Annotated in this window: 22 protein-coding genes and 1 pseudogene; 5 read left to right on the top strand and 18 right to left on the bottom strand. The window is 42.2% G+C overall.

Annotated features, from left to right (window positions below; all coding sequences use genetic code 11):
- Positions 1-123: 123 nt before the first annotated feature.
- Genes A8806_RS15650 through A8806_RS15635 form a run of 4 tightly spaced genes read right to left on the bottom strand, consistent with a single transcriptional unit; the run spans position 124 to position 3812 of the window.
- Positions 124-798 carry a hypothetical protein gene (locus A8806_RS15650; RefSeq protein ID WP_109732136.1) on the bottom strand — a complete coding sequence of 225 codons (675 nt, stop codon included), beginning with the start codon at positions 796-798 and terminating at the stop codon, positions 124-126.
- Positions 799-829: 31 nt separating this feature from the next.
- Entirely contained in the window at positions 830-1534 is a 705-nt protein-coding gene (locus A8806_RS15645) for a DUF5058 family protein (RefSeq protein ID WP_109732135.1), read from the bottom strand.
- Positions 1535-1567: 33 nt separating this feature from the next.
- Positions 1568-2758 (bottom strand): M20 metallopeptidase family protein, encoded by a 1191-nt coding sequence (locus A8806_RS15640; protein ID WP_109732134.1) that lies wholly within the window; start codon positions 2756-2758, stop codon positions 1568-1570.
- A 49-nt stretch (positions 2759-2807) separates the two neighbouring features.
- The gene (locus A8806_RS15635; protein ID WP_109732133.1) at positions 2808-3812 is read right to left on the bottom strand and encodes an asparaginase; all 1005 of its coding nucleotides are present in this window, start codon (positions 3810-3812) and stop codon (positions 2808-2810) included.
- A 121-nt stretch (positions 3813-3933) separates the two neighbouring features.
- On the opposite strand from A8806_RS15635, the gene A8806_RS15630 reads away from it, so the two are divergent.
- Positions 3934-4854, top strand: coding sequence for a LysR family transcriptional regulator (locus tag A8806_RS15630; protein WP_109732132.1), 921 nt, complete (start codon positions 3934-3936; stop codon positions 4852-4854).
- Positions 4855-4967: 113 nt separating this feature from the next.
- Here A8806_RS15630 and A8806_RS15625 read toward each other — a convergent pair whose 3' ends face one another.
- The 3 genes from A8806_RS15625 to A8806_RS15615 are packed head-to-tail and all read right to left on the bottom strand — an operon-like array spanning position 4968 to position 8996.
- Positions 4968-5291, bottom strand: a complete 324-nt coding sequence (locus A8806_RS15625; protein ID WP_109732131.1) for an NIPSNAP family protein — start codon at positions 5289-5291, stop codon at positions 4968-4970.
- Positions 5288-6622: an MFS transporter gene (locus A8806_RS15620; protein ID WP_109732130.1), complete on the bottom strand. Its 1335-nt coding sequence runs from the start codon at positions 6620-6622 to the stop codon at positions 5288-5290. The genes A8806_RS15625 and A8806_RS15620 overlap by 4 nt, the downstream gene beginning before the upstream one ends.
- Positions 6597-8996, bottom strand: coding sequence for a beta-glucosidase (locus A8806_RS15615; protein WP_109732129.1), 2400 nt, complete (start codon positions 8994-8996; stop codon positions 6597-6599). Before A8806_RS15615 ends, A8806_RS15620 begins: the two co-directional genes overlap by 26 nt.
- Positions 8997-9177: 181 nt before the next feature.
- On the opposite strand from A8806_RS15615, the gene A8806_RS15610 reads away from it, so the two are divergent.
- Positions 9178-10020, top strand: a complete 843-nt coding sequence (locus A8806_RS15610; protein ID WP_109732128.1) for an AraC family transcriptional regulator — start codon at positions 9178-9180, stop codon at positions 10018-10020.
- A 17-nt stretch (positions 10021-10037) separates the two neighbouring features.
- Here A8806_RS15610 and A8806_RS15605 read toward each other — a convergent pair whose 3' ends face one another.
- From A8806_RS15605 to A8806_RS15585, 4 genes are all read right to left on the bottom strand, one after another.
- Positions 10038-10664 (bottom strand): CatA-like O-acetyltransferase, family 2, encoded by a 627-nt coding sequence (locus A8806_RS15605; RefSeq protein WP_109732127.1) that lies wholly within the window; start codon positions 10662-10664, stop codon positions 10038-10040.
- Between the two features lie 98 nt (positions 10665-10762).
- Positions 10763-11518 carry a class I SAM-dependent methyltransferase gene (locus tag A8806_RS15600; protein ID WP_109732126.1) on the bottom strand — a complete coding sequence of 252 codons (756 nt, stop codon included), beginning with the start codon at positions 11516-11518 and terminating at the stop codon, positions 10763-10765.
- A 232-nt stretch (positions 11519-11750) separates the two neighbouring features.
- Positions 11751-12056: a type II toxin-antitoxin system RelE/ParE family toxin gene (locus A8806_RS15590; protein ID WP_109732125.1), complete on the bottom strand. Its 306-nt coding sequence runs from the start codon at positions 12054-12056 to the stop codon at positions 11751-11753.
- Entirely contained in the window at positions 12046-12312 is a 267-nt protein-coding gene (locus tag A8806_RS15585; protein ID WP_109732124.1) for a type II toxin-antitoxin system Phd/YefM family antitoxin, read from the bottom strand. The genes A8806_RS15590 and A8806_RS15585 overlap by 11 nt, the downstream gene beginning before the upstream one ends.
- Before the next feature lie 125 nt (positions 12313-12437).
- Between A8806_RS15585 and A8806_RS15580 the strand changes: the two genes are divergently transcribed.
- Together A8806_RS15580 and A8806_RS15575 are read left to right on the top strand one after the other, a co-directional pair.
- On the top strand, positions 12438-13130 hold the full coding sequence (locus A8806_RS15580; protein WP_109732123.1) for a HipA domain-containing protein: 693 nt from the start codon (positions 12438-12440) through the stop codon (positions 13128-13130).
- A 5-nt stretch (positions 13131-13135) separates the two neighbouring features.
- Positions 13136-13326 (top strand): annotated as a pseudogene (locus A8806_RS15575) (transposase); the annotation flags it as partial.
- Between the two features lie 189 nt (positions 13327-13515).
- Here the strand turns inward: A8806_RS15575 and A8806_RS15570 are convergent.
- The 3 genes from A8806_RS15570 to A8806_RS15560 all read right to left on the bottom strand — a co-directional run bounded on the left by A8806_RS15570 (position 13516) and on the right by A8806_RS15560 (position 15649).
- The gene (locus A8806_RS15570; protein ID WP_109732122.1) at positions 13516-14694 is read right to left on the bottom strand and encodes a M20 metallopeptidase family protein; all 1179 of its coding nucleotides are present in this window, start codon (positions 14692-14694) and stop codon (positions 13516-13518) included.
- Positions 14676-15143, bottom strand: coding sequence for a hypothetical protein (locus A8806_RS15565; RefSeq protein ID WP_146203299.1), 468 nt, complete (start codon positions 15141-15143; stop codon positions 14676-14678). The genes A8806_RS15570 and A8806_RS15565 overlap by 19 nt, the downstream gene beginning before the upstream one ends.
- 254 nt (positions 15144-15397) lie before the next feature.
- A complete protein-coding gene (locus A8806_RS15560; RefSeq protein ID WP_109732120.1) occupies positions 15398-15649 on the bottom strand; it encodes a DUF5058 family protein in 252 nt (83 codons plus the stop codon).
- Positions 15650-15845: 196 nt separating this feature from the next.
- On the opposite strand from A8806_RS15560, the gene A8806_RS15555 reads away from it, so the two are divergent.
- A complete protein-coding gene (locus tag A8806_RS15555; RefSeq protein WP_109732119.1) occupies positions 15846-16742 on the top strand; it encodes a LysR family transcriptional regulator in 897 nt (298 codons plus the stop codon).
- Positions 16743-16802: 60 nt separating this feature from the next.
- Here A8806_RS15555 and A8806_RS15550 read toward each other — a convergent pair whose 3' ends face one another.
- The 4 genes from A8806_RS15550 to pheS form a co-directional block, all read right to left on the bottom strand.
- Entirely contained in the window at positions 16803-18086 is a 1284-nt protein-coding gene (locus tag A8806_RS15550; protein ID WP_109732118.1) for an MFS transporter, read from the bottom strand.
- A gap of 839 nt (positions 18087-18925) precedes the next feature.
- Positions 18926-19951: a tRNA preQ1(34) S-adenosylmethionine ribosyltransferase-isomerase QueA gene (gene queA, locus A8806_RS15545; RefSeq protein WP_109732117.1), complete on the bottom strand. Its 1026-nt coding sequence runs from the start codon at positions 19949-19951 to the stop codon at positions 18926-18928.
- 31 nt (positions 19952-19982) lie between these two features.
- A complete protein-coding gene (gene pheT / locus A8806_RS15540) occupies positions 19983-22400 on the bottom strand; it encodes a phenylalanine--tRNA ligase subunit beta (protein ID WP_109732116.1) in 2418 nt (805 codons plus the stop codon).
- Positions 22401-22445: 45 nt separating this feature from the next.
- On the bottom strand, positions 22446-23465 hold the full coding sequence (gene pheS / locus A8806_RS15535) for a phenylalanine--tRNA ligase subunit alpha (protein ID WP_109732115.1): 1020 nt from the start codon (positions 23463-23465) through the stop codon (positions 22446-22448).
- Between the last annotated feature and the right edge of the window lie 10 nt (positions 23466-23475).

Here is a 23475-nt window from a genome sequence, read left to right as displayed (position 1 = left end):
CCATTTGATTTTATCATAGTACTTTTAAAAAGGCAATTGTTTTGCCTGCACATCAGCAGGCGGAAATCAAAATGAACGGCCAGGAGACTTTACCTTCTGGCCGTTCGTTTTGATTCTGTAATTTTATTTTTCAGCTTTCTTTTCATCTATTTTGTAGATAACACGTCCCCCCACAACTGAAAGGAGTACCAGTGCCAGCAGTATAAATGAACTTGGGATCAGCTGGAATTTTATGATAAGGAATCCCAGTATAATCGGTGCAATTGCCAGCTTCGGTGACTTTTTAATCAGGGTAACCCCGAGTGCACCGAATAAGGCAGGCACGATATTGTTGAAGGCCGGTGCCAGGGCAGGATTACCCAGTGGTTTCGACAGCGGTGTGAGCAGCAGGACACCTGCGAAAATTACCAGTTCACATGTAATTGTTGATGCGCCGACAGCCAGAGTTGAAAGTACATTGGATTCTTCCGTATATTCTGTCGGATCCAGCCCCGCAGATTCCAGTGCTGCTATCGTAGACGGAATCTTCATATTAGTAAAGTTCCCTGTAAGCGCCATCATGTACATACCAGATGGGCTGACAATCGGCGCGATACTGAAGAAGTCCCCGATAGATGCCGGAATCATCATTAACATAATTGCCGTAAAGCTTGCCCCCATCGCATGAAACGGAAGCGGTACTTTATAGTAAACTGCAATCGCCGCCGGGAAAAACAGAGTACAGACGAATGCAATAACAAGAGAAATCCGTCCTATTCTGTGAGCCTGATTATCATATGCCGTACTTATATCATTCATAATAATTATCTCCTTTTCTACTAATTTTTAATTATAACAGGCATGCTGCTGCCATTCCGCAAATCATACTGATAGATAAGGAAAAATCCTGCAGCCACCTGAAACCTGTTTTTTTGATAAACCATTCGATAATCAGCGCAAATACAGCACTTGTCAGCATAGCTGCCAACGCGGAGCCCCCCGAAACGACCGGTTCCAGAATAAACTTGGCATAGACCCCCAGTAAAACGGCGGATATAAATATTTTATTCCAATTTGAATTCCTGTTCTTTTCCATGCTTTTTGACAACTGCTGTTTGTATTTCTTAAAGAAGAAAAGTGTAAAGGTTATCATAACGCTTGAACCAATAGTCATAGTCCAGACAGAATTCAAAAATGCCTGCATGGTATAGCCACTCTGCCCCAGTGCCACTCCCATAGCATCTGCCCCCATGTTAGCGGCAGCCAGTTCATAGGAAAGCGAACCAATCACGGAAAGGCGGGCCCAGGAAAATGGGAGCCCCATAATAGGTACCAGTGTCAACAGCGCGATGACCGTCGCAATACTGGGAACCACCGTCGTAACAGATGCGGTTTTCACAACACTTTTTATCTGTGAATGGGTAATGTTCAGCTGTTTGGCCCTCTTAAGAGCCATCCGGATAAAAACAAAGACCTGAACAATAATGATTGCAAAAAGTATAAAAGTAATAATATAGAAAATAGGGCTGTTTGCCACTTTTAAATATTCTTTCATTGAAAATACCTCCTGAACACGGTTGAATTGCTCTTACTTTTTCATAAGATTTACGATAGTTTCTGCAAGCAGCCCGGAAGCCTGATATAATATCTCATCATCCAGATCATACATGGCATTATGGACGGGATAATAAGAATTTTTGCATGTTTTATTTGTAAGGAACATGAAATATCCTCCTGGGACTTTCTCAAAGAAACAGGCCGCGTCTTCCCCGCCCATGAGCGGCGTGCTGCTGCGGATCAAATCCTGTTTCCACTTCATTGTCTGATAAGTATCTGCTATTGTATCCAAAACCTCCGGGCTATTTACAAGGGATGGGACCCCTTCCTCAATCTGTACGTCACACGACGCCCGAAATGCAGTGCAGACAGCTGATGCAAGTTCCTTAAGACGTTTTGTGATATAGGTCCGGACAAAGGGGTTCTGGGTACGGTAGGTCCCCCTGAGTTCCGCATAATCGGGAATAACATTAAAAGATTCGTTTCCGGCATGCACTCCGGATATTGTTATAACCGCAGGTTCAATCGGGGCAATCTCCCGGCTGACAATCTGCTGAATAGCTGCAATAAGCTGAGACAGCGGAAGGATCGGATCAACACAGTTTTCCGGCATTGCCGCATGCCCTCCTTTGCCATAGATACGGATGATATATGCATCACTGGACGCAGAATACACATGACGCTCATTCTCCACAATTTCAATACTGCCGTTTTTAACATTTTCTTTGTTCATCGTATGCATCGCCAAAAGGACATCGACCTTAGGATTCTCAAGAGCCCCATCCTTAATCATTGCCTTTGCTCCGTCCAGAGTCTCCTCACCCGGCTGAAATAAAATCTTTACCCGCCCGGGAAGCTCATCTTCCATTGCCTTCAATATCTTCGCCGCCCCCAAAGCCGCTGCCGCGTGTGAATCGTGTCCGCATGCATGCATATTGCCGTTCGATGAGGCGAAGTCCAGTCCGGTCTTCTCACTGACTGGAAGTCCATCCATATCTGCCCGGAGACCAACTGTTTTTCCCGTATTGTGTTTTCCAATCAGAGCAACAATTCCGGAACCATCGGCACATTTGCTGTATGAAATCCCCATCCTGTCAAGTTGCCCTGCTATGTACCGGGCCGTCTTCGGCAGGCTCACCCCGAGTTCAGGAAACTGGTGCATGGCACGCCTCCAGTCTGTAATTTCCCCCTGAATCTTCTCTGCATATTCCTGAATATTCATCGTTTTCAATTCCTTTCCTGTTATTTTCACTTATCTTTTTTACCGCTTATTAGAAGAAGGTATGGATATCATTGTTAATCGGAGTATAAAAAATCTCTTTTATCCTTACACCCCCTTCTTCCTCTGCCAGAATCCACATCAGCTTAGTAACTGCCGCCTCCACGGTCATATCGTAAGTCTGCAGCACGTCATATTCCTGCAGCGCCCTGACTCCTACTTCATAAACAGACATATCACTGCCCTCATACATCGCCTGTGTAGCAACCACCACAATACAGCCCTGTTCCTTTAAATACTCCAATTTGTCAATAAAATTTCTCGGGCTTGCAAAGGGCAGGCCTCCCACACCATAACTTTCTATTAAAACAGCATCGTAATGGAGGGCAATATAATCAAGTATGTCCGGGTTCACTCCCGGTATCAGCTTCAGGACAAACACCCGTGGATTCAGTTTATGGTAAAATCTCACCTTCTCTGCAGGACTCTGTGAAGGCGTGTACTGTATCACATGGCGTCCATTGATAAATGCGGCCGCAGGATAATTGATGCTGTTAAAAGCCTCAAAACTTTTTGATTTTATTTTCTTTGCATGTGTACCCAGAATGGCCTGACCGGAAAATACCACATATACTCCGTACACATTCTCATGACAGGCAAACAGGAAACTATCAAGCAGATTTTTCCACGCATCTGTAACTGCATCGATGATAGGTTTCTGTGAACCGGTCAGAATCACCAGCTTATCTGGATCCTGAATCAAATAAGAAAGAGCTGCCGCGGTATACGCCATCGTATCCGTCCCATGTGTGATAACAAACCCGTCATAGAATGGATAGTTTTTTTCTACCGTTCCTGCAATCAGCAGCCAATGTTCCGGCTGAATATTCGTGCTGTCGATATTCAGCAGGGAATACGTGTCGATTTCACATTCTTCCGGTATTTCTGGAAGCTGGTTCAGCAGTTCCTCCGGAGATATGGAAGGGGAAAGCCCTTTTCCGGAAGATTTTGATGCAATCGTCCCTCCGGTCGCAATAAGAAGAAGCTTCTTTTTCATATGACCTCCTTTACTTTCTCTGTATTTTTGTTTATAATATCATTCATCACTTAGAAAATAAAATTCTATTTGTGCATATTGACATATCAAAATTGATATACATATAATAAAGGGGAATATCATGGACAAATTTCAGGCAATCAGATGTGCACTGACAATTAGAAAATATGGAAAAATATCAAAAGCCGCAGATGTTCTGTTTATGGCGCAGCCTAATCTGAGCAGGACACTGGCCGCACTGGAAGAAGAATTGGGATTTGCTCTTTTTTCCAGAAGCAAAAAAGGACTCACTGTCACAAGCCAGGGAGAACGATATCTGACACAGGCCGAGGGCCTTCTTGAGGAGCTTGCAAATCTGGAAAAAGCATGCCGCTGTGAACAGCTTTCGCATGTAACGATAGCAACCATAGAATCTTCCCTGTATATCAACCATATTCTGGATGCGATGCAGCAATATCCTGAACTGCCTATCGAATTCACGGAAAATGATCTGGATGAGGTCATAGAACTGGTTGAAAGTGAGAAAGCAGAATTTGGTCTGATCATCATTCCCTATTCACAGCAGAAAAATTATGAGAAGTATTTCTCCGGACATGGCCTGGCCTATTTCCCAATCTGCAGAACACCCTATTTTCTGCTGACAAACCGCCAGAACCCTTATTTTAGAGAAGGGGAAAAGCCTGATTTAAACAAGCTGAAGCACTGCATTCTAAGCAGCACACAGCACAGTATGAGATTAAAAGATGAATCACTGGGCACCTACCTCCCCAAAGAATGCCGGATTCTGGAACGCAATGTCCGTTCTTCCAATATGGATTTTCTGGATACATTTCCAAATGGTGTCATGATAACCTTCCAGACCCACCAGCGTGTCCTGCGGCGCAACGATCTGATATCAATCCCACTGCGGCAGCTCCCGCTGAGTATGGAATATGCTTATGTCTGTAAGAAACGCAAAAAACTGGAGAATCCAGTCAAAATGATTCTTGGGGTGCTTTGTGAAGAGGTCAAAAACGAGTTGGAAGGTAACCTCTTAGAATGATCTGAATTAAAGAAAAAAATAAAGAAGGCCGTACCAAAGAGAAAGTTTCTCTCCGGTACGGCGCGATATAGCCAGAAACAATATAGATTTCATGTTTCTGGCTATTATTATTGTTATAAAACGTCACTATCAAATGATATTGATTCTATTAATATCTCTTCAACCCCCTGAATATCAGACATCTGAAATCCTTTCATGTCCGCTTTGAAATCTGCGCTTGCCATATATTTTTCATTCTGGCTCCTCAAATCAGTTCCTTCATAGCTCACAATGGCAAATACCCTTGTTGGCACCTGTCCGCTGCTTTCTACATAAACCTCATGAGTTGTAATCCCATATTTTTTCAAACTCTCAATATGCCGTTTCCAATGAACATTTGCATACTTCTGTGCAGCCTCTTTACTTGCTAATGTATAAATTCTTAATTGTATCATCATTTTTCAACCCTCTCGATATCAAATTTTATAGCGAGCAAAAACCCTAGAAACCCGCAGATTGCCGGAATTCCTCCCACCATTAATTTAATCATGGAAATCGTTGATGCGGATTGTACTTCCGCCCTCTGGATGTATCCGCCAAACTGAAGAAGCCAGCCTACCATTGCAAGACCTAAACCGGTCCCGACTTTAATTCCACACGTAGCAATTGCATTCATCATTCCATCCAGTCGTACTCCAGATTTCTTTTCCTCGTATTCAATCACATCTCCGATCATTGGAATTAATAATCCGGCAACTGCAGCTAATCCTGCACCCTTAATTACTAGTCCTAAAATCATGACTGGAAGAACGGTTCCTTCAAATTGAATGATTAGATATCCTGCTCCCTGGAGCAAATATCCTGCAGCTAAGACATTTCGCTTACTGAATTTTTTCCCTAATGCCGGAATCAATGATGACAACAAAATTGTCGGCAGCATTCCTGCCAGAGTCATAAGTCCGAACAATGCCGGGTTGTTATAGATATAAGTCGCATAATATACCCCGCCAGAGTTAAATCCACCAATTGTAATGTAATTTAAAATGGATAAAACCAATACAATAATCACATACCTGTTTTTTAATAGATACGAAACGCCTTCTTTTATAGAAATAGTTCTTTGTTTACATTCCTCATTCTGTTCCTCTATAATGAGATGTTTTCTCTCCTTACATACAACAGCTGTTATAACCAGACAGATCGTTGCCAGAATTGCATATACGACAGAAAGCTTTGCCCATCCAATTTTTGCTGCTACATTTGAAGTTATCATATTCACTAAAATAATAGTGATAAATCCAAATATCTGATAGGATGCATTCAACCCCATTCGTCCATTTTTTGATCCTGTCATAAGAGACTGCATTGATACTGCTGAAAGTGAATTCGCCGTAAAGCAAAATACTGCCGACCAAATATAAGTTACGTACATATAAACGACTTTAGCCGTATTTCCCCAGGATGCTGGTAATATAAAGACAAGTATTAAACTTATTACAAGTGGTATAATGCTCCAGACAAACCAAGGTTTTGCCTGTCCTGACTTTTTATGTGTCCGATCTATAATCGTGCCCATTGCGATATCTGAAAAAGCATCAAATATCCTTGCCAATATCATCATGGTTCCTACCGTCGCTGCTGCAATTCCAACGCTGTCTGTATAGTAAATTGTCGCAAATGATGAAATCGTGGCATATACAAGGTTCCCTCCAACATTCGATACTCCATATGCCAATTTTTCTCCGGTACCTATTTTTTGATTTTTAAATTGTTCTTTCGTAAGTGTCATAGCTGCTTCTCCTCTCCTGTGTCACATCTGCGCAAAAACATCTCTTTGTCCGTTCTGCCTTCATAGAATTTTCTAAGACATATTCTTTCATTAATACAGTATCATCACTGTTACGTCCAATTTCGAATAAGAATTTTCCTTTTTCGACCACCCATTTACCCTGTCTATCTTCAAACGCAAACTGACTTAAATTTCCCCTGAATATAATCAAAGCTTTTTCCTCTGGTTCAAGTTCCACCCTGCAGAATCCAAGCAACTCTTTTCTGGGTCTTACAACTGATGCATATTCATCCTTTCCATAAAGCTGCACAACATCTGCTCCAAATACTTTTCCTTTATTCTGTATCGAAATCTGAATTTCATAACTTCCATCGGGGCCTGCAGCAAGCCGCATCTGAGAATACTCAAACTTCGTATAAGATAATCCATATCCAAATGGACACTGCGCTTTCCTGATTTCATCCATATATCCATCTTTATTAACGATGAAATCTCCTGTACATTCCCGTATTGATTCAATATTCGAACCATTTCTCTGGCTAAAGTAGATTGGCATCTGTCCCGTTGATCTTGGAATATCTACTGGTAGACGTCCCGACGGATTATAGTTTCCTGATATCACATCTGCAAGTGCAATACCTCCCCACTCGCCTGGAAGCCATGCCTCAATAACTGCGCGTGCATTTTCATAAATAAATGGACTTACGAGAGGGCGGCCATCTGTATGAACCACAATCATATTTGAATTGTGCTGGTACAATTCCTGAACCAGTTTCTCCTGATCTCCAGATAACTCAACACGTGCAGCGTCAATTCCCTCTCCTGAAGTGCAAGTTCTTCCCACACCATTCTTGCCCCCGACACACACAAGAACAAGTTCTGACTCATCTGCAAGTTTAAGTGCATGATTCCATTCATATGCCTTAACCAATTCACCATTTTCCACCGAAAAACCTTTTTCATAGGAAATATCATGAAATTGTTCCTTTAATGCTTCAACTAACGTTTTTGCATATGGATACTGATTCTGAAGAATCTGATTCATATCTTCCAGCGTTATTTTTTTTGCATCCCCCTTCACCTCTGTTCTGACCCCGGCCATTCCGATCGCATCCCTGTCTGATGCCATATCAAGAAGCATCTCCAGTGTACCAGCCATTGTATATGCACCAAACATATGGCGAAGGCTATCAGCCGGCTGGCCGATAATTCCGATCTTTATTTTTTTACTTTTAATTGGCAGGATTCCATCATTCTTTAAGAGGGTCATCGACTGATAAGCACATCTTTTCGCCACACGAATACTTTCTTTATTGTCGAAGCACTCTTCCTTGTATTCTGGATACGGATGTTCAAAAAGACCTAATCTAAATTTCAATGTCAAAATACGATATACAGCCTCATCTACTAGTTTCTCTGATATTAACCCCTCATGAACTGCTTCCTGCAGCTCTGGATATAAAAATTTCGAAGGAAATTCAATATCCATACCAGCTTCCAGTGCTGCAACTGCAGCATCTTTTTTAGATTCTGCCAGCTTATAAGGAGCTATGATACGGTCAAGACTGTGATAATCACTCACTGTTACCCCTTGAAACCCCATCTTATCTCTTAAAAGTGTTCGTAGATATTTTTCAGATGCACAAAACGGTTCACCATTAACTTCGCCATATGAATTCATAACTGCCATCAAATTTGCATCGTTGATTACTGCCTCGAACGGTTTTGCTATCACCTCTTCCAATTCTCTTTCATCAACGACTGCCCGTGTCTGATTGATTCCTGCTTCTGGCTGTGCACAGCCAAGAAAATGCTTTGCAGTTGCTGCAACCTGTTCACCTGCTTTTCCACTCTGTAATTCGCATACAAATGCAGTTCCCATTCTGGATACCAGCGTTGGGTCCCCACCGTACGTCTCCGCAATTCTTCCATAGCGGAAATCTCTTGCAAGGTCAAGCACTGGCGATAATGTCTGTGAGATCCCCATAGCACGCAGCTGCTTCCTGATTACACGAGCCATATCTGTTACATTTTCTTCGTTAAATGTAGCTGCCGAACCTATCGGGAGTCCAAAAGACGCACATCCTTTATGTATAGGCCCTGCCAAAGATTCTGTATGGAAAATTGCCGGAATATGGAGTCTGGATGCCTCCATAATTTTTGTTTGGTAGTTTTCTATCATATCTGAGATTTCTTTTGGACTTTCACCACCATTGATTACTCCCACTGCCCCAACATGTACATCCCTATCCGCCGTTGGATCCGTAACCAGATAACAACATAACTGCTCCACCTTTTCTTCCAACGTCATTCGTTTTAAAAGATCATCTGCACGTTCCTTTGGCTGATAAACAGCATCTAAATACTTCTCCATAAAACATAACCTCCCTGCTCTGACTTATATGTGTTGACTTACTCCATGCTTCCTATTATAATTATGTTTTTTGACGAATATAATTAGATTTTATGCTAATTTTTACCTGTGATATTGTCTTTTTCTATCATTTGTTTTATCATAAGATTATGATTAACCGGAAAAATGGGAGGATATATTTATGAGAAAGTCTTCTTTCATACGAGAAAGCATCACTATTGAGCCAAATTTAGATATTGGTTTCGTAGAAGTTACCCCTGAAATGATTCGGCCATACACTCCCTACCACTGGCATGATAGTTATGAAATTATCTATGTCATGTCCGGTTCTATGACTGTACAGACATTACCCGTGTCCAAAACCACTTATGTAAGCGGCTCTGTTATCTGTACCCCACCATATCAGATCCATGATATTACAGCCTCAAAGGATACTCACTTTATACTTGCTATGATTCCCTCTGAAGTTATGCGTAAATATATCCCAGATTTGGATCAGATTACATTTATGATTCCTAAAGTTGTTACTTCTGAGATTGAGCGGACGAAACTGGAAACTCTTCAAAAAACAATGTATCAAATGCTGGTAGCAATTACGTTTCAGGAACATGGATACCTGCTCCGTTTCCAAAGTTCATTTTTTGAATTAATGTATCAGCTCTACCACAATTATTCTCATTACAACAAGCCAGCAACGCAAATTGACAAAAACTATGAACGTCTGCAGCAAATTCTTTCCTATGTACAGGATCATTACACAAGCGTAATTACGATAGATGAAATATCATCCTATGTTAATTTACAACCACAATATTTTTGTCATTTTTTCAAAAAATATATGGGACAGTCCTTTTTAAGTTATGTTTACGAAGTTAGAATCTCTAAGATTGAAAAAGATTTGCTCCAGACTACAGATTCAATTGGCACGATTGCAGAACGGCATGGCTTTACAAATATTGATCTTTTCCGAAAAAAATTTTATAAAAAGAATCAATGCATGCCACGTGAATATCGTAGAAGATAATCTTGCATGATATTCCTTTACCTCATATTCTTAATTTCATCCTGCAGGTTTTTTAAGAATTTACCTGCGTGTGCACCGTCCATTTGTGTATGGTGGAACTGAAACGAGATAGACAAAAGTGCTTTATGGCCATCAATACGGTATTTTCCCCATATAATAAATGGATTATTGAAAATACCACTATTCATACCCACAGCACCGTCTAACTCCACATTCACAATCGCAGATGTGCCAATAATCATATAATCACCAGACAGGTCATGGTCGGTACAGGTATCATGTACCTCTTTTGTATATTGCAGATAATCAGCGTTGAATTTTTCTAAGTCATCCGTAAATGCAATATCGCAGGAACTGACTTCTCCATCTTTATTTGCAACAATGGTATTGACAGCTATTTTATCATACTGCATCAGCTTATCACCCACAGGCAGCAGATAAAATTCTTTTACAGACACTGCTGCTTTACCAATACAGAAATCAAGCAGCATATTAAACTTCATGCCACGACTTTTGCTTGCTTTAATTAACGGCATCACGTCGTAGGTCTTAAAAAATGTGACCATTGGATTCGGAGCTTTCATCCATAACTTATATGCCGAAGCTCTTGTTGTTTCTTCAGGATTTTTTTCTCTTACACTCATTATGTTAACCCTTTCGTTTTTTTCAAATCAATAAAGTAAAATTATGCTGTACCCCATAAGTGGGCAAATTCAAATTTCCCACTACAGACTGAAATTTGTTATTGTTTACAAAATAATATATTATTAACCCGTTCAGTTATATATATTTCATTTCCCACCACTTCAAGTTCATAACTCTCAATAATCTCTTTATCATGTTTCTTTAATAATTCATCAAAACCATAGGCAGTGTCTTTTTTCTTGGGGAACCGAATTGTGCTGTCGAAAGATTTCCTGAATCGCAGCCTATACTTTCCGCATATTTGTATCCACTCGTCTTTTGTATAAAACTTAATATGACCATCTTTTTTTTGCTGCATATATTCGTCAACAAATCGGCTGGTATCATTGGTGTTAGGTGCAGGGTCTGAAATAAACAAGAAGCCATCTGATTTTATAACACGGCTAACCTCAGAAATACTTTTTTGTATATCTGGAAAATGATGTAATGCATATCTTGAAATAACCATGTCAAATTCATTATCAGAAAATGGAAAATTAACACCATCATAGGTTATAAAACTAATGTTTTGGACATTTTCTTCTTTTGCCTTAAAACGATTGACTTTTAATGCCTTTTCAACAATATCCAGTCCAATGATAGATATATTTGGATATTTTTTTGCAATAGGGAAAGACAAATAGCCACTTCCTGTACCTAAATCTAAAATTTTCATATCCGCTTTAAATGGCAAAAAGTCAAGAATATTTTTCAAATGATATCCATCTTGTGTCTGTTTATTGTAATAATCCCCCGAAGAAAAACTATCTTCAAATCCTTGCTTTGTAGCCATAATACTGTTTTCTATATTCATAATGTTCAATTCCTCTTTTCGTTTACAAATCGCAATCTCTCTCTGCACAACACGGGTCCGGGCGGTTTCCGGCTCTGTGTCTACCCAAATTGTATATGACGCAGCAGCGCGTATGGTTTTCCTGAGCCGGCCGCCCCATCAAAAATACTCACAAAGAACAACATCTTTGAAAGTGTATGGAATGAAAACTTTACTGGCGATGATAATGCAATCGAAGCATTGTAATTCACAACTAATAGAACAATTTTGTATATTCCATCTGTGTATCTGCAATATGATAAATAAAAACTGATTGTTTGATAACTTTATAAATTGCTACATGTTTCTTACAGATCACCATGCGGTACCCTTTATCAATCAGCCATTTATCTGGTGTTTTTGAACCAGAATCTGGAAACTCCTCTAAACGTTCGATTGTATCAAGGATATGGTCACTTACCTTAATTGCAGTCTCTATATCAAACTGTATCGCATAACAATCTTCTATCCTTTTCAAATCCTCCCAGGCAGATGGGAGAATTTCAACCTTATATTTCACTTAACCGTTCCCTTAGCGCTTTTCTTGCCTCTGCTACATTCATTGTTTTTTCTCCATTTAAACGTTCCTGCTCTGCCTGCAAAACACGTTCCCGAAGTTCAAGGATCTGTTCCCGTTTTTCAAAAGCATCAATACTCATTAAAACCATATCACCTTCTCCGTTTTTTGTTATATAAATAGGCTCTTTTGATTCTTTCGCAAGACTGGAAATCTTTGCATAATCATTTCTTAAAGCAGCTGACGCTTTTATAATCATATCTCTCACTCCTCTTATATCATTTTATTGATATAATTATATCTTTATTTTCCCACATTGTAAAGATGTAATTCAATATCTTTATTGACAAAGGGGGTTAAAATGGGGTAATTGCGACCGGAATTATGGAACGGCTCGGAATTTCTCATGTGCCGTACACGCTCACATGGAACCAAGGTGCTCCTTACTGTATCTGCGAAGACTTTGTCACAAAAGATACGGAGCTTGTGCCCGCGTGGCGCATCATACAGACACAAAAAAAAGTCAACAGCATCTCTGTGTATCAACATTTTGTTAACTGCTGTGAATCGCTCGGTGAAAAAAATGTTGTACATTTTCTTGACCGCATGATTGTACTAGATTATATCATTGCCAACGAAGACCGCCACCTGAATAACTTCGGTCTGCTGCGCAATGCAGAAACTTTGGAATGGTATGGCTTCGCTCCGATTTATGACAGCGGCGCCTCCCTCGGCTACGATAAGGTCGCCGGTCAAATCCGCTCAGAGCGCGATATAGTATGCAAGCCCTTCAAGAAGCATCATGTAGAACAGCTCAAGCTGGTATCAGACTTTAACTGGATTGATTTTGACAGCCTTGCCGACGTGGATGACCTGATTAAGCAGACGCTGTCCGCAGACGGGGCAAAGGAATATATAGACGAAAGCCGAATCCAAGCCATAGTGGAAACGGTTAATCGTCGTATACAAAACCTGTTGCAGCTATCTATGATACAGACACCTGTACAAACAGATTCCACTGAAGATGATGTGGATAAAGACATTGCACAGGACTATTCTTCAAAAATAACCCGGTAACTTTAACAAGGGATATCCACGACCAGCTTCAAGACCTCTATGGCATTGAAATATCAGCAGAGATGGTCAGCGAGATTACAGATAAGATACTTCCCGAAGTCAAGGAGTGGCAGTGGAGGGATATAAAGATATCCTGAGCATTACCGTTAGTGCAAATGAAAGCAGGAAGTTCTGGCTTGGTATGATGAAGAATTTGACGAAACAGGTCTTTAGACCAAGAAAAATACCGGTGGGATCCCACCGGTATTATAAAAAATTAAAATTTACACATTTTACTTGACAAACCCGCAGAATTAGAAAAAAACATCTGCAGCCGTACAGGGAACCATCAGACAAAGCTTCTATTATAAAGAACAGGCTCCTAACGGCTGCATAAAACAGAAATTTATTCTTCGGCCTGTCCGGCAAGCCAGTCTATAGCAGTCTTTGCATAAACTGCCGCACCAAGAGGAAGACACTTTTCATTGAATAGCACTTTCGGATTGTGCTGTCCTACCCACTGGCTTTTATTTTCTGCTCCGGCTCCGATACAGAAATAAGCAGAGGGGACTTTCTCGCTGATAAATGCAAAATCCTCTGAACCCATCACATGATAGAGCGGATAGGTTTTGATAGAGCTGCTCAGGTTTCGGATGCTTTCCAGACAGGAATTTACCATTTCAGAATCGCAGGAAACCGCTGGAACATTGCTTAATACTTCGATTTTATAATCTGTTCGGTATGCTTTGCAGACAGCATCCACAATTTCATTTATTCTCTGTATCAGATATTTTTGCACTTCCGGCTTGAAGGTACGTAAAGTTCCTTTAAGAACAGCCCGTTCAGGAATAATGTTTGATGCAGTGCCGGCATCAAAGCTGCCGATTGTCAGCACAGCTTCGTCTGATGAGGAAGCCTCGCGGGCAATCAGTTCCTGCAGGCCAAGATAAATATGGACTCCGGTGTTGATTGGATCAATACCAAGATTTGGCGTGGAACCATGGGCACCTTTTCCGGTCAGGCTGATTTGGAAACCATACACTGCCGCCATAGGATGAGGACCATAGATAATCGTATTGTTCTCCAGAGTAGAGGCAACATGCATGGCAAAGGCTGCTTCTACTTTCGGTGTCTCAAGAATCCCTCTTTTTATAGCTGCATCCGCCCCGCTAAATGTCTCTTCGCCGGACTGAAAGAGCAGTTTTACAGTCCCGGACAGTTCCTGCTCGTGAGCCTTTAATAATTTGGCTGCTCCAAGGAGTATCGAAGTATGAAGGTCATGTCCGCAGGAGTGCATACATCCATTTTCAGATTGGAAGGGGATGCCGGATTCTTCCTGCATAGGGAGAGCATCCATATCACTTCTCAGCAGAAAACAATGTTTTCCCTGGCCGATACATGCGGTGATACAGGAGCAGTCTTCGTATATTTCATAAGCAATACCGAATTCATCCAGTTTTTCCGTTACAAATGCAGATGTTTTGGGCAGGTGCAAGCCAAGCTCTGGGATCTGGTGAAGAGCCTGACGCCATCTGCTTAACTCAGTCTGCATTTCCTGTGCTTCTTTTAATAATTGATTTTCCATAATTGGTACCTCTCTTCATTGCTGATTTTTGTTTCTTTTATAAATCCGGTCTTGTACATGCCCACATAACACAAGAAACTGATTACTATAAATCCCAGCATAAAGTAGCTGTAATTTTCTAACATAAAGTTGTAGCCAAGAACAAGATAAAGCATGGCAGCAGCGATGATGGTAGGCAGAGACAGTTTTTTATTCTTAAGAAAATAAGGGGCAGCCAGTGCTCCGGTCAGGGCAGGCGTCACATGATTGAAAGCTGGTGCAAGAGCTGGCCCGGTAATGATCGGAACAAGCAGATTGCCAAGGAACAGCATCCCAAGAAAAAGAATCAATGTCGTGACTATAGAGGATGCGCCGATAGCAAGGGTTGTAAATACTTCGGCTTCATCACTGCCGCGCTCGACATCGTTGACTCTCAATGCATTGGTGGCAGCAGGAAGTTTCATATTCATAATATTTCCGGTAATAAAGGACATGCCAGTTCAAGAAAAGAGCAAAGATTCCGGCTGTAACAAGGGCAGTAAGAGAAAGAATCTGTTCCGGCTTTTCTGTCCAGTAGGTCAGATAGGGCGCACAGAACCAGCTCATCATGGCAATAAAGACCCCGTCAATCAGAAGAGAATAAATTACGGACCTTCGTTTTCTTAAGCTGGACATACCGCGGTCCAGGCTCTTTAGAACTTGAGCCAATGACAGACAGGCGCAGTCATGGAAAATAACTGCCTAATACAGACATGAGCATTACGTGAATAATAAGGATCGGAATGCTTGGGACAATGGAAAAAAGTGCACTTCCAATCATCGTACTTTTCATGGCCCAGCCTGATATGCCGATTTCTTTTCCGCGTTTCCAGGCGCGTCTCATAAAGACAAAGGACTGGATAAAAACATAAAGAATTACAATGGAACAGACAATGAATATGACGGGCGAGTTGGCAAGTGACAGGTAATCTTTCATAAGGTTCTCCTTTGAAATAACATTCTTGCAATTGCTGGAATACTTATATATAATAAATAATAGTAATTACAACCATAGCAAATCTGCATAATTGTGATAGGAATAATATACTATATATTGTATAAAATTGGTAATCTCTAAAATTTTAATAAATATAAGCAATTAGTTATATTTAAGAAGACAGAAGGACAGGACTATGAATTTTAACCATTTAGAATACGCTGTAGCAGTAGCAAAATATGGCTCTATCAGTAAGGCAGCGGGAGAACTCTATCTTTCGCAGCCTTATTTGAGTGGGATGATAAAAGGGCTGGAAGAGGAGCTGGGATATAAAATATACCACCGGAGTAAATCCGGCATCGCATTGACGGTTCAGGGAGAGCAGTTTATGAAAAGTGCAAAGCTGATTTTGCAGGAACAGAGGAAAATCAAAGAACTAAATGCAGTGGAGGAACGGCCCCTGAAAATATCCTGCTATTATGCAGTTTACATTATGGAGCTGTTTTTGAAATTTAAAAATAATTCAGACGTAAAGCTGCCGGATAAGATTAGAGAGATGGGAAACAAAGAAGTGATGGAAGCAGTATTGGCTGGGGACAGTACGCTTGGGATCGTGTTTTTCGCAGAAGAGAAAAGAGAAAAATATAAGAAAATGGCTGAAAAATCCGGGTTGCAGATGGAGGAACTTTTTGCTCCGATGCCAATGTATGCTATGGTGGCAAGGACACACAGACTGGCCGGTGCCGCCCAGATAGAGTTAAAAGAGCTTCGTAAGGAACCTTATGTGACCTATGATGATGCTGGTTCCAAGATGTTTCTGAGCTTGTTAGGGATGGAGGATCATGACCAGTTACTTGAAGTTTCAGACAGAGGCAGTTTTTACGATGCTATCATGAGTGGAGAATATGTCACGATGATGGGATTTAAAAGGATTCCTGAAAAGAGTGATGTAGTACTGGTGCCGCTTAAGGATAAAAAACTGTATCTGAATTCTTGTTATGTGACAACCAGAAATTACTGTCTTACAAGAAGAGAGAAGGAGTTTCTGGATTTTATATCAGGAGGGGGAAAAAAGGATGGCAGCCGCCTGTAAAACAAACAAGGCCTGTCATCCTTTTTTTCTTTTTTTCTTTTTTTTCTGTTTTTCTGTTTTTCAGGCTTCTTGTATTGCAGGAACTGCTTTTGCGGCAGTGTGTTTTCTCCCCATATCTATACAGATGAACATAATCACAATGGTCAATGCAGTGAATATCGCCAGAATAACTAATGCCAGCCGATAGGAGCCTGTAAGATCATAAATAAGGCCGATCCCTGAACTTCCAACCGCACTGCCGGTCATAGTGAATGCTGAGATAAAACCGTACAGCTCACTGTAATGCTTTGCGCCGAATACGCTGGTTGTCATAAAAGGAACAGCGATGGTTGCAGTACATGTCCCAAAACCATACAGAACCGCAGCTGCATAAAGCATAAGCGGGCTTCCCTGTACCATGAGAAAGGAAAGAAGGAAAAGGAAGAAAAGTCCACATCCAAAGAGAATTCCACCTTTCGGACCAAAGCGGTCAAAAATATATCCAAGAACGATCTTTCCAGCAATCGCAACAGTGGAGTACAGGGAGATATAAGATGCAATGGCTGCGGCATCAAATCCGGTAGTCTGCAGGTAGTAGCTCATATGCCCGATAATACAGGAAGTAAAGTAGATGAAAAAAGCACCAATTGCAAACATCCAGAGAATCGGTGTTTTTTTCGCTTCTTGCAGAGTGGCATTCCAGTTATTTGCTGGGACAGGATTCCCCTTCTTTTTGGAAGAAACGGGCTCTTCTCCATGTCCATAGGGAAGCAGTCCAAGATCTTCCGGGGAACGGCGTACAATGAACCCGGAAATCGGAACCAGTACAAGAAGACTTACTGTACCGAGAATAAAATAAGATTTCCGCCATCCATAAGAACTGATTGTCCATGCCAGAAACGGGCTGAGAACCGTACCTCCGATACTGACCCCCATCATTGCAATGCTGATCATAAGACCGCGTTTCTTTTCAAACCAGTTTGTAATGAGAACAGTGACAGGAATGGTACAGGCACCCATTGCAAAGAAGCCTTGAAGTGCACCCACGAGATAGAACTGCCAGAGCGAATGGCAGAAGCCGTAACAGGAATAGAACCCCATCGTTCCGATACAGCAGATCAGAAAAGTAGGACGCATATATTTTCCCCGCAGAAGCTTCCCGGCAATGGGGCTGGTAAAGATACAGATTACGCTGGCAATTGTTGTACATAAGAAATACGCGCTGGTGGCAAATCCAGTTTCCTTAATAATTTCAGTCGTAAACAATTGGGCCAGCCCAAAGCGTGTAGAATAAGCAAACATTAAAGTCAGCACACAGCAGACCAGTATCACCCAATGATACATACTTTTTTTCGTTTTTTCCATTCAATTTCCTCCTCATAAAGTTATGTACTGTAAAAATAGTTTCGTAGTATATAGTTGTGAAAATCATTTTAACATAAGGGGAGGGAAAGGAGTTATTATCAATATTTTATTCGTCATAAGTAATTACTTATAAATAAACGAAAACTTCGCATTATTCCCCTCCAAAAAAATTTGAAAGCGGTTTCTAATACTTAAGGAACCGCTTTTTCGTCTGTACAAAGCTGCAGATTTATTTTAAATTATCTTTCTGCTTCCCGGGGTGCGGGGTTCCACTGTGCGTATAGAATGACATCTTTCATAACGGTCATAGAATCGCCAGGGAGATAACATGCTAAAAACAAGTCAACACTTCCCTTTCATCAATATGACCTTAACTCTTCTAAATAAAAGTAGTTCAATAAAATGATTGGCTACTACTACAGATGAATAAGACGACATTTTATAGTATATTAGACATTGGCAATCATTAAAAAAATACGCCATACATACATTGAATACTGACTCCTACGAGGTTTTTACCGATGCAGGATTTAGCGGTACTAACATACGCAGACCAGCTTATTCGCGTATGTTACAGAAAATATTGACAGAACTCTTTGACACCCAGTAGATTGAGGAAGAAAAACGGCAGCAGCATCCAACACGATGCCACTACCGTTTTTTTAATTGACTCCTTTGAGGCTGATTTCATAAACAGACTTTTGATAAATTTCGGTCTCAAATCATATTATCAGCAGCCTTTTTTTATAAAATAAATTAGTAACAGTTAACAATACATGTATTGTATTATTGTTGATAATTACTAATTTTCTCTTATTTAAATAACATACTAACGGGTTTTATACAATCAGCATAGCATCCCCGAAGCTGAAGAACCTGTAACGTTCTTTTACCGCCTCTTCATAAGCGGCCAGCACCGGCTCTTTCCCAGCCAGAGCGGATACGAGCATGATCAGCGTAGATTCTGGCAGGTGAAAGTTTGTGATCAGGCAGTCCAGTATCTTAAACTGATATCCCGGATAGATAAAGATCTCTGTCCACCCGCTGCAAGCTTTCAGACGGCCGTTCTCATCGGCTGCTGATTCGATTGTACGGCAGCTTGTCGTGCCTACGCAGACTACCCGGCCGCCGTTATCCTTGGCACGGTTGATCTTTCCGGCCGCCTCCTCATCGATCTGATAGAATTCCGAATGCATATGGTGCTCCGTCACGTCATCTACCTTGACTGGACGGAAAGTCCCGAGTCCGACATGGAGCGTAACACGTGCAATCTCAATCCCCTTTTCCTGGATCTCCTCCAGCAGCTCCGGCGTAAAATGTAAGCCGGCCGTGGGTGCCGCAGCTGATCCTTCATGGACCGCGTATACTGTATTATATCTGTCTCTGTCCTGAAGCTGGTGAGTGATATAGGGTGGAAGCGGCATCTGTCCAAGCCGGTCGAGTATTTCCTCGAAAATACCTTCATATTCAAAATGAATGAGCCGGTTGCCTTCTTCCACTACATCGATGACTTCTCCTACAAGCAGGCCGTCCCCGAAACTGATCCTTGTACCGGGTTTTGCTTTGCGGCCGGGTTTTACCAGAGTCTCCCAGACATCATTCTCCTTCCTTTTCAGAAGAAGTACTTCTATCTTTGCATCTGTTCCTATTTTAGAGCCTATCAGCCTTGCCGGAATCACCTTTGTATCGTTGATAACCATGCAGTCTCCCGCCCTGAGGTATTCTGTAATGTCGCGGAACATCCGGTGCTTTATTTCCCCGGTCTCCTTGTCCAGCACAAGGAGCCTTGAACCTGACCTGTCCTCCAGAGGGTCCTGGGCAATCAGTTCCTCTGGAAGGTCATAATAAAAATCACTTGTCTTCAATCTCTTTTCCTTCTTTCATCGTCAGGTTTCCTTACTGTCTCAGCTCGATTCCCATCTCTTCCAGTGCTTTCAGGATTTTCTTCATTGCCGCTGCAACATCTGCCTCTTCCAGCGTCCTGTCCTTTGCCCTGAACACAATGGAGTATGCAATGGATTTGAAGCCTGCCTTGATCTGTGCACCTTCATATAAATCGAACAGCTTATAGCTTTCCAGATAAGCTCCGCCCATTTTCTCGATAATTTCTTCAATCTGTCCCGCAAGAATGCTCTTCGGCACCACCATACTGATATCACGGGTTACTGCCGGGTATTTTGCGATTCCGGTATATTTTCTGTCAAATGTGGCAAATTCCATGATTTCCGGCATATCGATCACCGCCACATAAGCGCGCTCACCAATACCATAATTATCCGCTACCTCCGGATGTACTTCTCCGAGGTATCCAACTACTTTACCTTCATATATAATATTTGCCTGACGTCCCGGGTGCAGATATGGTTTACCTGCATTCGGATCGTAAGTTTCTTTCTTCTTCATACCAATCTTCTCGAAGAACTCTTCCACTACACCCTTCATGCTGAAGAAATCGCCGTCCCCGTACATACCCAGCGTAAACTGCATGCGTTCTTCTGGAAGTTCTGTCAGCGGAAGTGTCTTCGGGAGGTAAATATTTCCCAGTTCATACAGACGCACGTCTTTATTCCTGCGGTTATAGTTTGTCGCCAGTGAAGTCAGCATTCCATTTAAGGAGGTCGTTCTCATAATACTGTAATCTTCTCCCAGCGGATTCATTATCTCAACAGTACTGCGAAGCGGAGAGTCTGCCGGAAGCAGTAATTTATCAAATACCTTCGGGCTTTCGAAGGAATAACTCATTCCCTGGCTGAAGCCACAGAACTCGGCGATATCCCTCGCAACTTCCTCAACCCTGAGCTTGTAGGAAAGCTTTCCTGTTGTAGCCTCCCCTGTCGGAAGGGTTGTCGGAATATTATCGTATCCGTAGAATCTTGCAACTTCCTCAGCAAGGTCTGCAAGTCTGAATAAATCGTGACGGAACGTCGGTGCAATCACTTCTTTTGCTTCTGCATCATATTCCAGACCTATCTTCTCAAAATATCCCAGCATCTCCGCCTCGGGGATCTCTGTTCCGAGCAGGATATTTATCTTATCTGCATCGAACGGTACACGTACCGGTTCTTTTACTTTACCGTATACATCGACGGTTCCGCCTACCACTTCTCCTGCTCCCAGTTCTTCTACCAGCTGGCAGGCGCGGTCAATGGCAGCCTTTGCATTATTGGGATCAAGCCCTTTTTCGAACTTACCGGATGCATCGGTGCGAAGTCCGACCCTTTTACTGGATTTGCGGATATTTACACCGTCAAAGCATGCCGCCTCGAACAGCATTGTCTGCACATCATCAGTAATCATCGAATTTTCACCGCCCATGATTCCCGCAAGACCAATGGCTTTCTCACCGTCGCAGATCATGAGGACATCTTTATCCACGTTTCTTTCCTGTCCGTCCAGTGTTGTAAATTTATCGCCGTCCTGAGCAGTCTTTACAATGATCTGATGATCCGCGATGGTCTCAAGGTCGTACGCATGCATCGGCTGTCCGTACTCTTCCATTACATAGTTTGTAATATCAACCAGGTTATTGATCGGGCGAATTCCTACAGAAGCCAGCCTTCTCTGCATCCATTCCGGTGAAGGTGCGATTTTGACATTCTTTACGACTCTTGCACAGTAACGCGGGCAGAGGTCCGTGTTTTCTACGGACACCTTGATGTAGTCGTTCACGTCCTCACTGTTTCCCGTCTCTGTTACGACCGGGGGAATGAACTCTTTGCGGAAAGTAGCTGCTGCTTCCCGTGCGATTCCTATCACACTGTAGCAGTCTACACGGTTGGACGTCACTTCATATTCAAAAACGACATCGTTCAGTCCGAGTGCCTCTATAGCGCTTGCCCCGATTTCGGCATCCTCCGGCATGATATAAATTCCATTTTCCGGCGCATCCGGATACATCTCCTTTGTGGAGCCCAGTTCTTCGATAGAGCACATCATTCCAAAACTTTCAATCCCGCGCAGTTTTCCTTTTTTAATCTTAATCCCGCCCGGTGTCTTAGACCCGTCATGTCCTCCGGCGACACGTCCGCCGTCCAGCACGACCGGAACCTTGTCACCTTCGTGTACATTGCTTGCGCCTGTCACGATCTGTACACTCTCTTTACCGACATTCACCTGACAGATAATCAGTTTATCCGCATCCGGGTGTTTCTCAATCTTATCTATCTGTCCGATCACGATCTTGTCAAGATCGGCATCCAGTTCTTCGAACCCTTCCACCTTAGTTCCTGACAGCGTCATTGCATCTGTATACTCCTGCGCAGTCACATTTAAATCCGGAACATACGCTTTAATCCATGATAATGAAGTATTCATCTATAATTTTCCTCACTTTCTGATTCTGATCTTTCTATAATAAGTTTAGAACTGTTTCAGGAAACGGATATCATTCTCGTACAGCAGTCTCATATCATCAATCTCATATTTCAAAAGAGCGATACGTTCCAGCCCTACCCCGAATGCAAATCCTGAATATACTTCCGGGTCAATGCCGCACATTTCCAATACATGGGGGTGCACCATTCCACAGCCCAGAATCTCAATCCAGCCTGATCCCTTACAGAAACGACATCCTTTCCCGCCGCATTTGAAGCAGCTTACGTCCACCTCGGCACTCGGCTCTGTGAACGGGAAATGATGTGGACGGAATTTTGTCTTTGTCTCCGGCCCGAACAGCTCCTTTGCAAATACCTCAAGCGTTCCTTTTAAGTCTGCGAATGAGATATTCTTATCAATAACGAGTCCCTCTATCTGGTGGAAAGAAGGAGAATGTGTCGCATCCACTTCGTCTGAACGGAATACCCTTCCCGGCGCAATCATGCGGATCGGAAGTTTCCCCTGCTCCATCACACGCGCCTGAACCGGTGATGTCTGGGTACGCAGCACAATATCTTTGTTTACATAGAATGTATCCTGCTCATCTTTGGCCGGATGGTCAGCCGGGATATTGAGCTTCTCGAAGTTGTACATGTCATACTCGACTTCCGGCCCTTCCACGACTTCATATCCCATACCCACGAAGATACGCTCTACCTCTTCCAGCGCGATCGTGTTCGGATGTCTGTGTCCGACTGTATTTTTTCTGGATGGCAGTGTCACATCAATTACTTCTGCTTTCAGCTTCTCTTCCCTGATAATCTTCTCCATTTTCGTTCTGGATTCTTCCAGCACAGCCTCTATCGCAGCCCTCGTCTCATTCACAAGCTGTCCGACTTTCGGCCTCTCCTCAGCCGGCACGTCTTTCATTCCCTTCAGGACTGCCGTCAGCTCACCTTTCTTCCCAAGAAACTTTACACGCACATCATTCAGCTTCTCCGGAACATCAGATGACTGAATCTGTGCAATCGCTTCCGCTTTGATTTGCTCCAATTTTTCTTTCATGAATCATTCT

Source organism: Faecalicatena orotica, assembly GCF_003149245.1.
Taxonomy (GTDB): domain Bacteria; phylum Bacillota; class Clostridia; order Lachnospirales; family Lachnospiraceae; genus Faecalicatena_A; species Faecalicatena_A orotica.
This window is presented reverse-complemented; position numbering and strand designations above follow the sequence as displayed.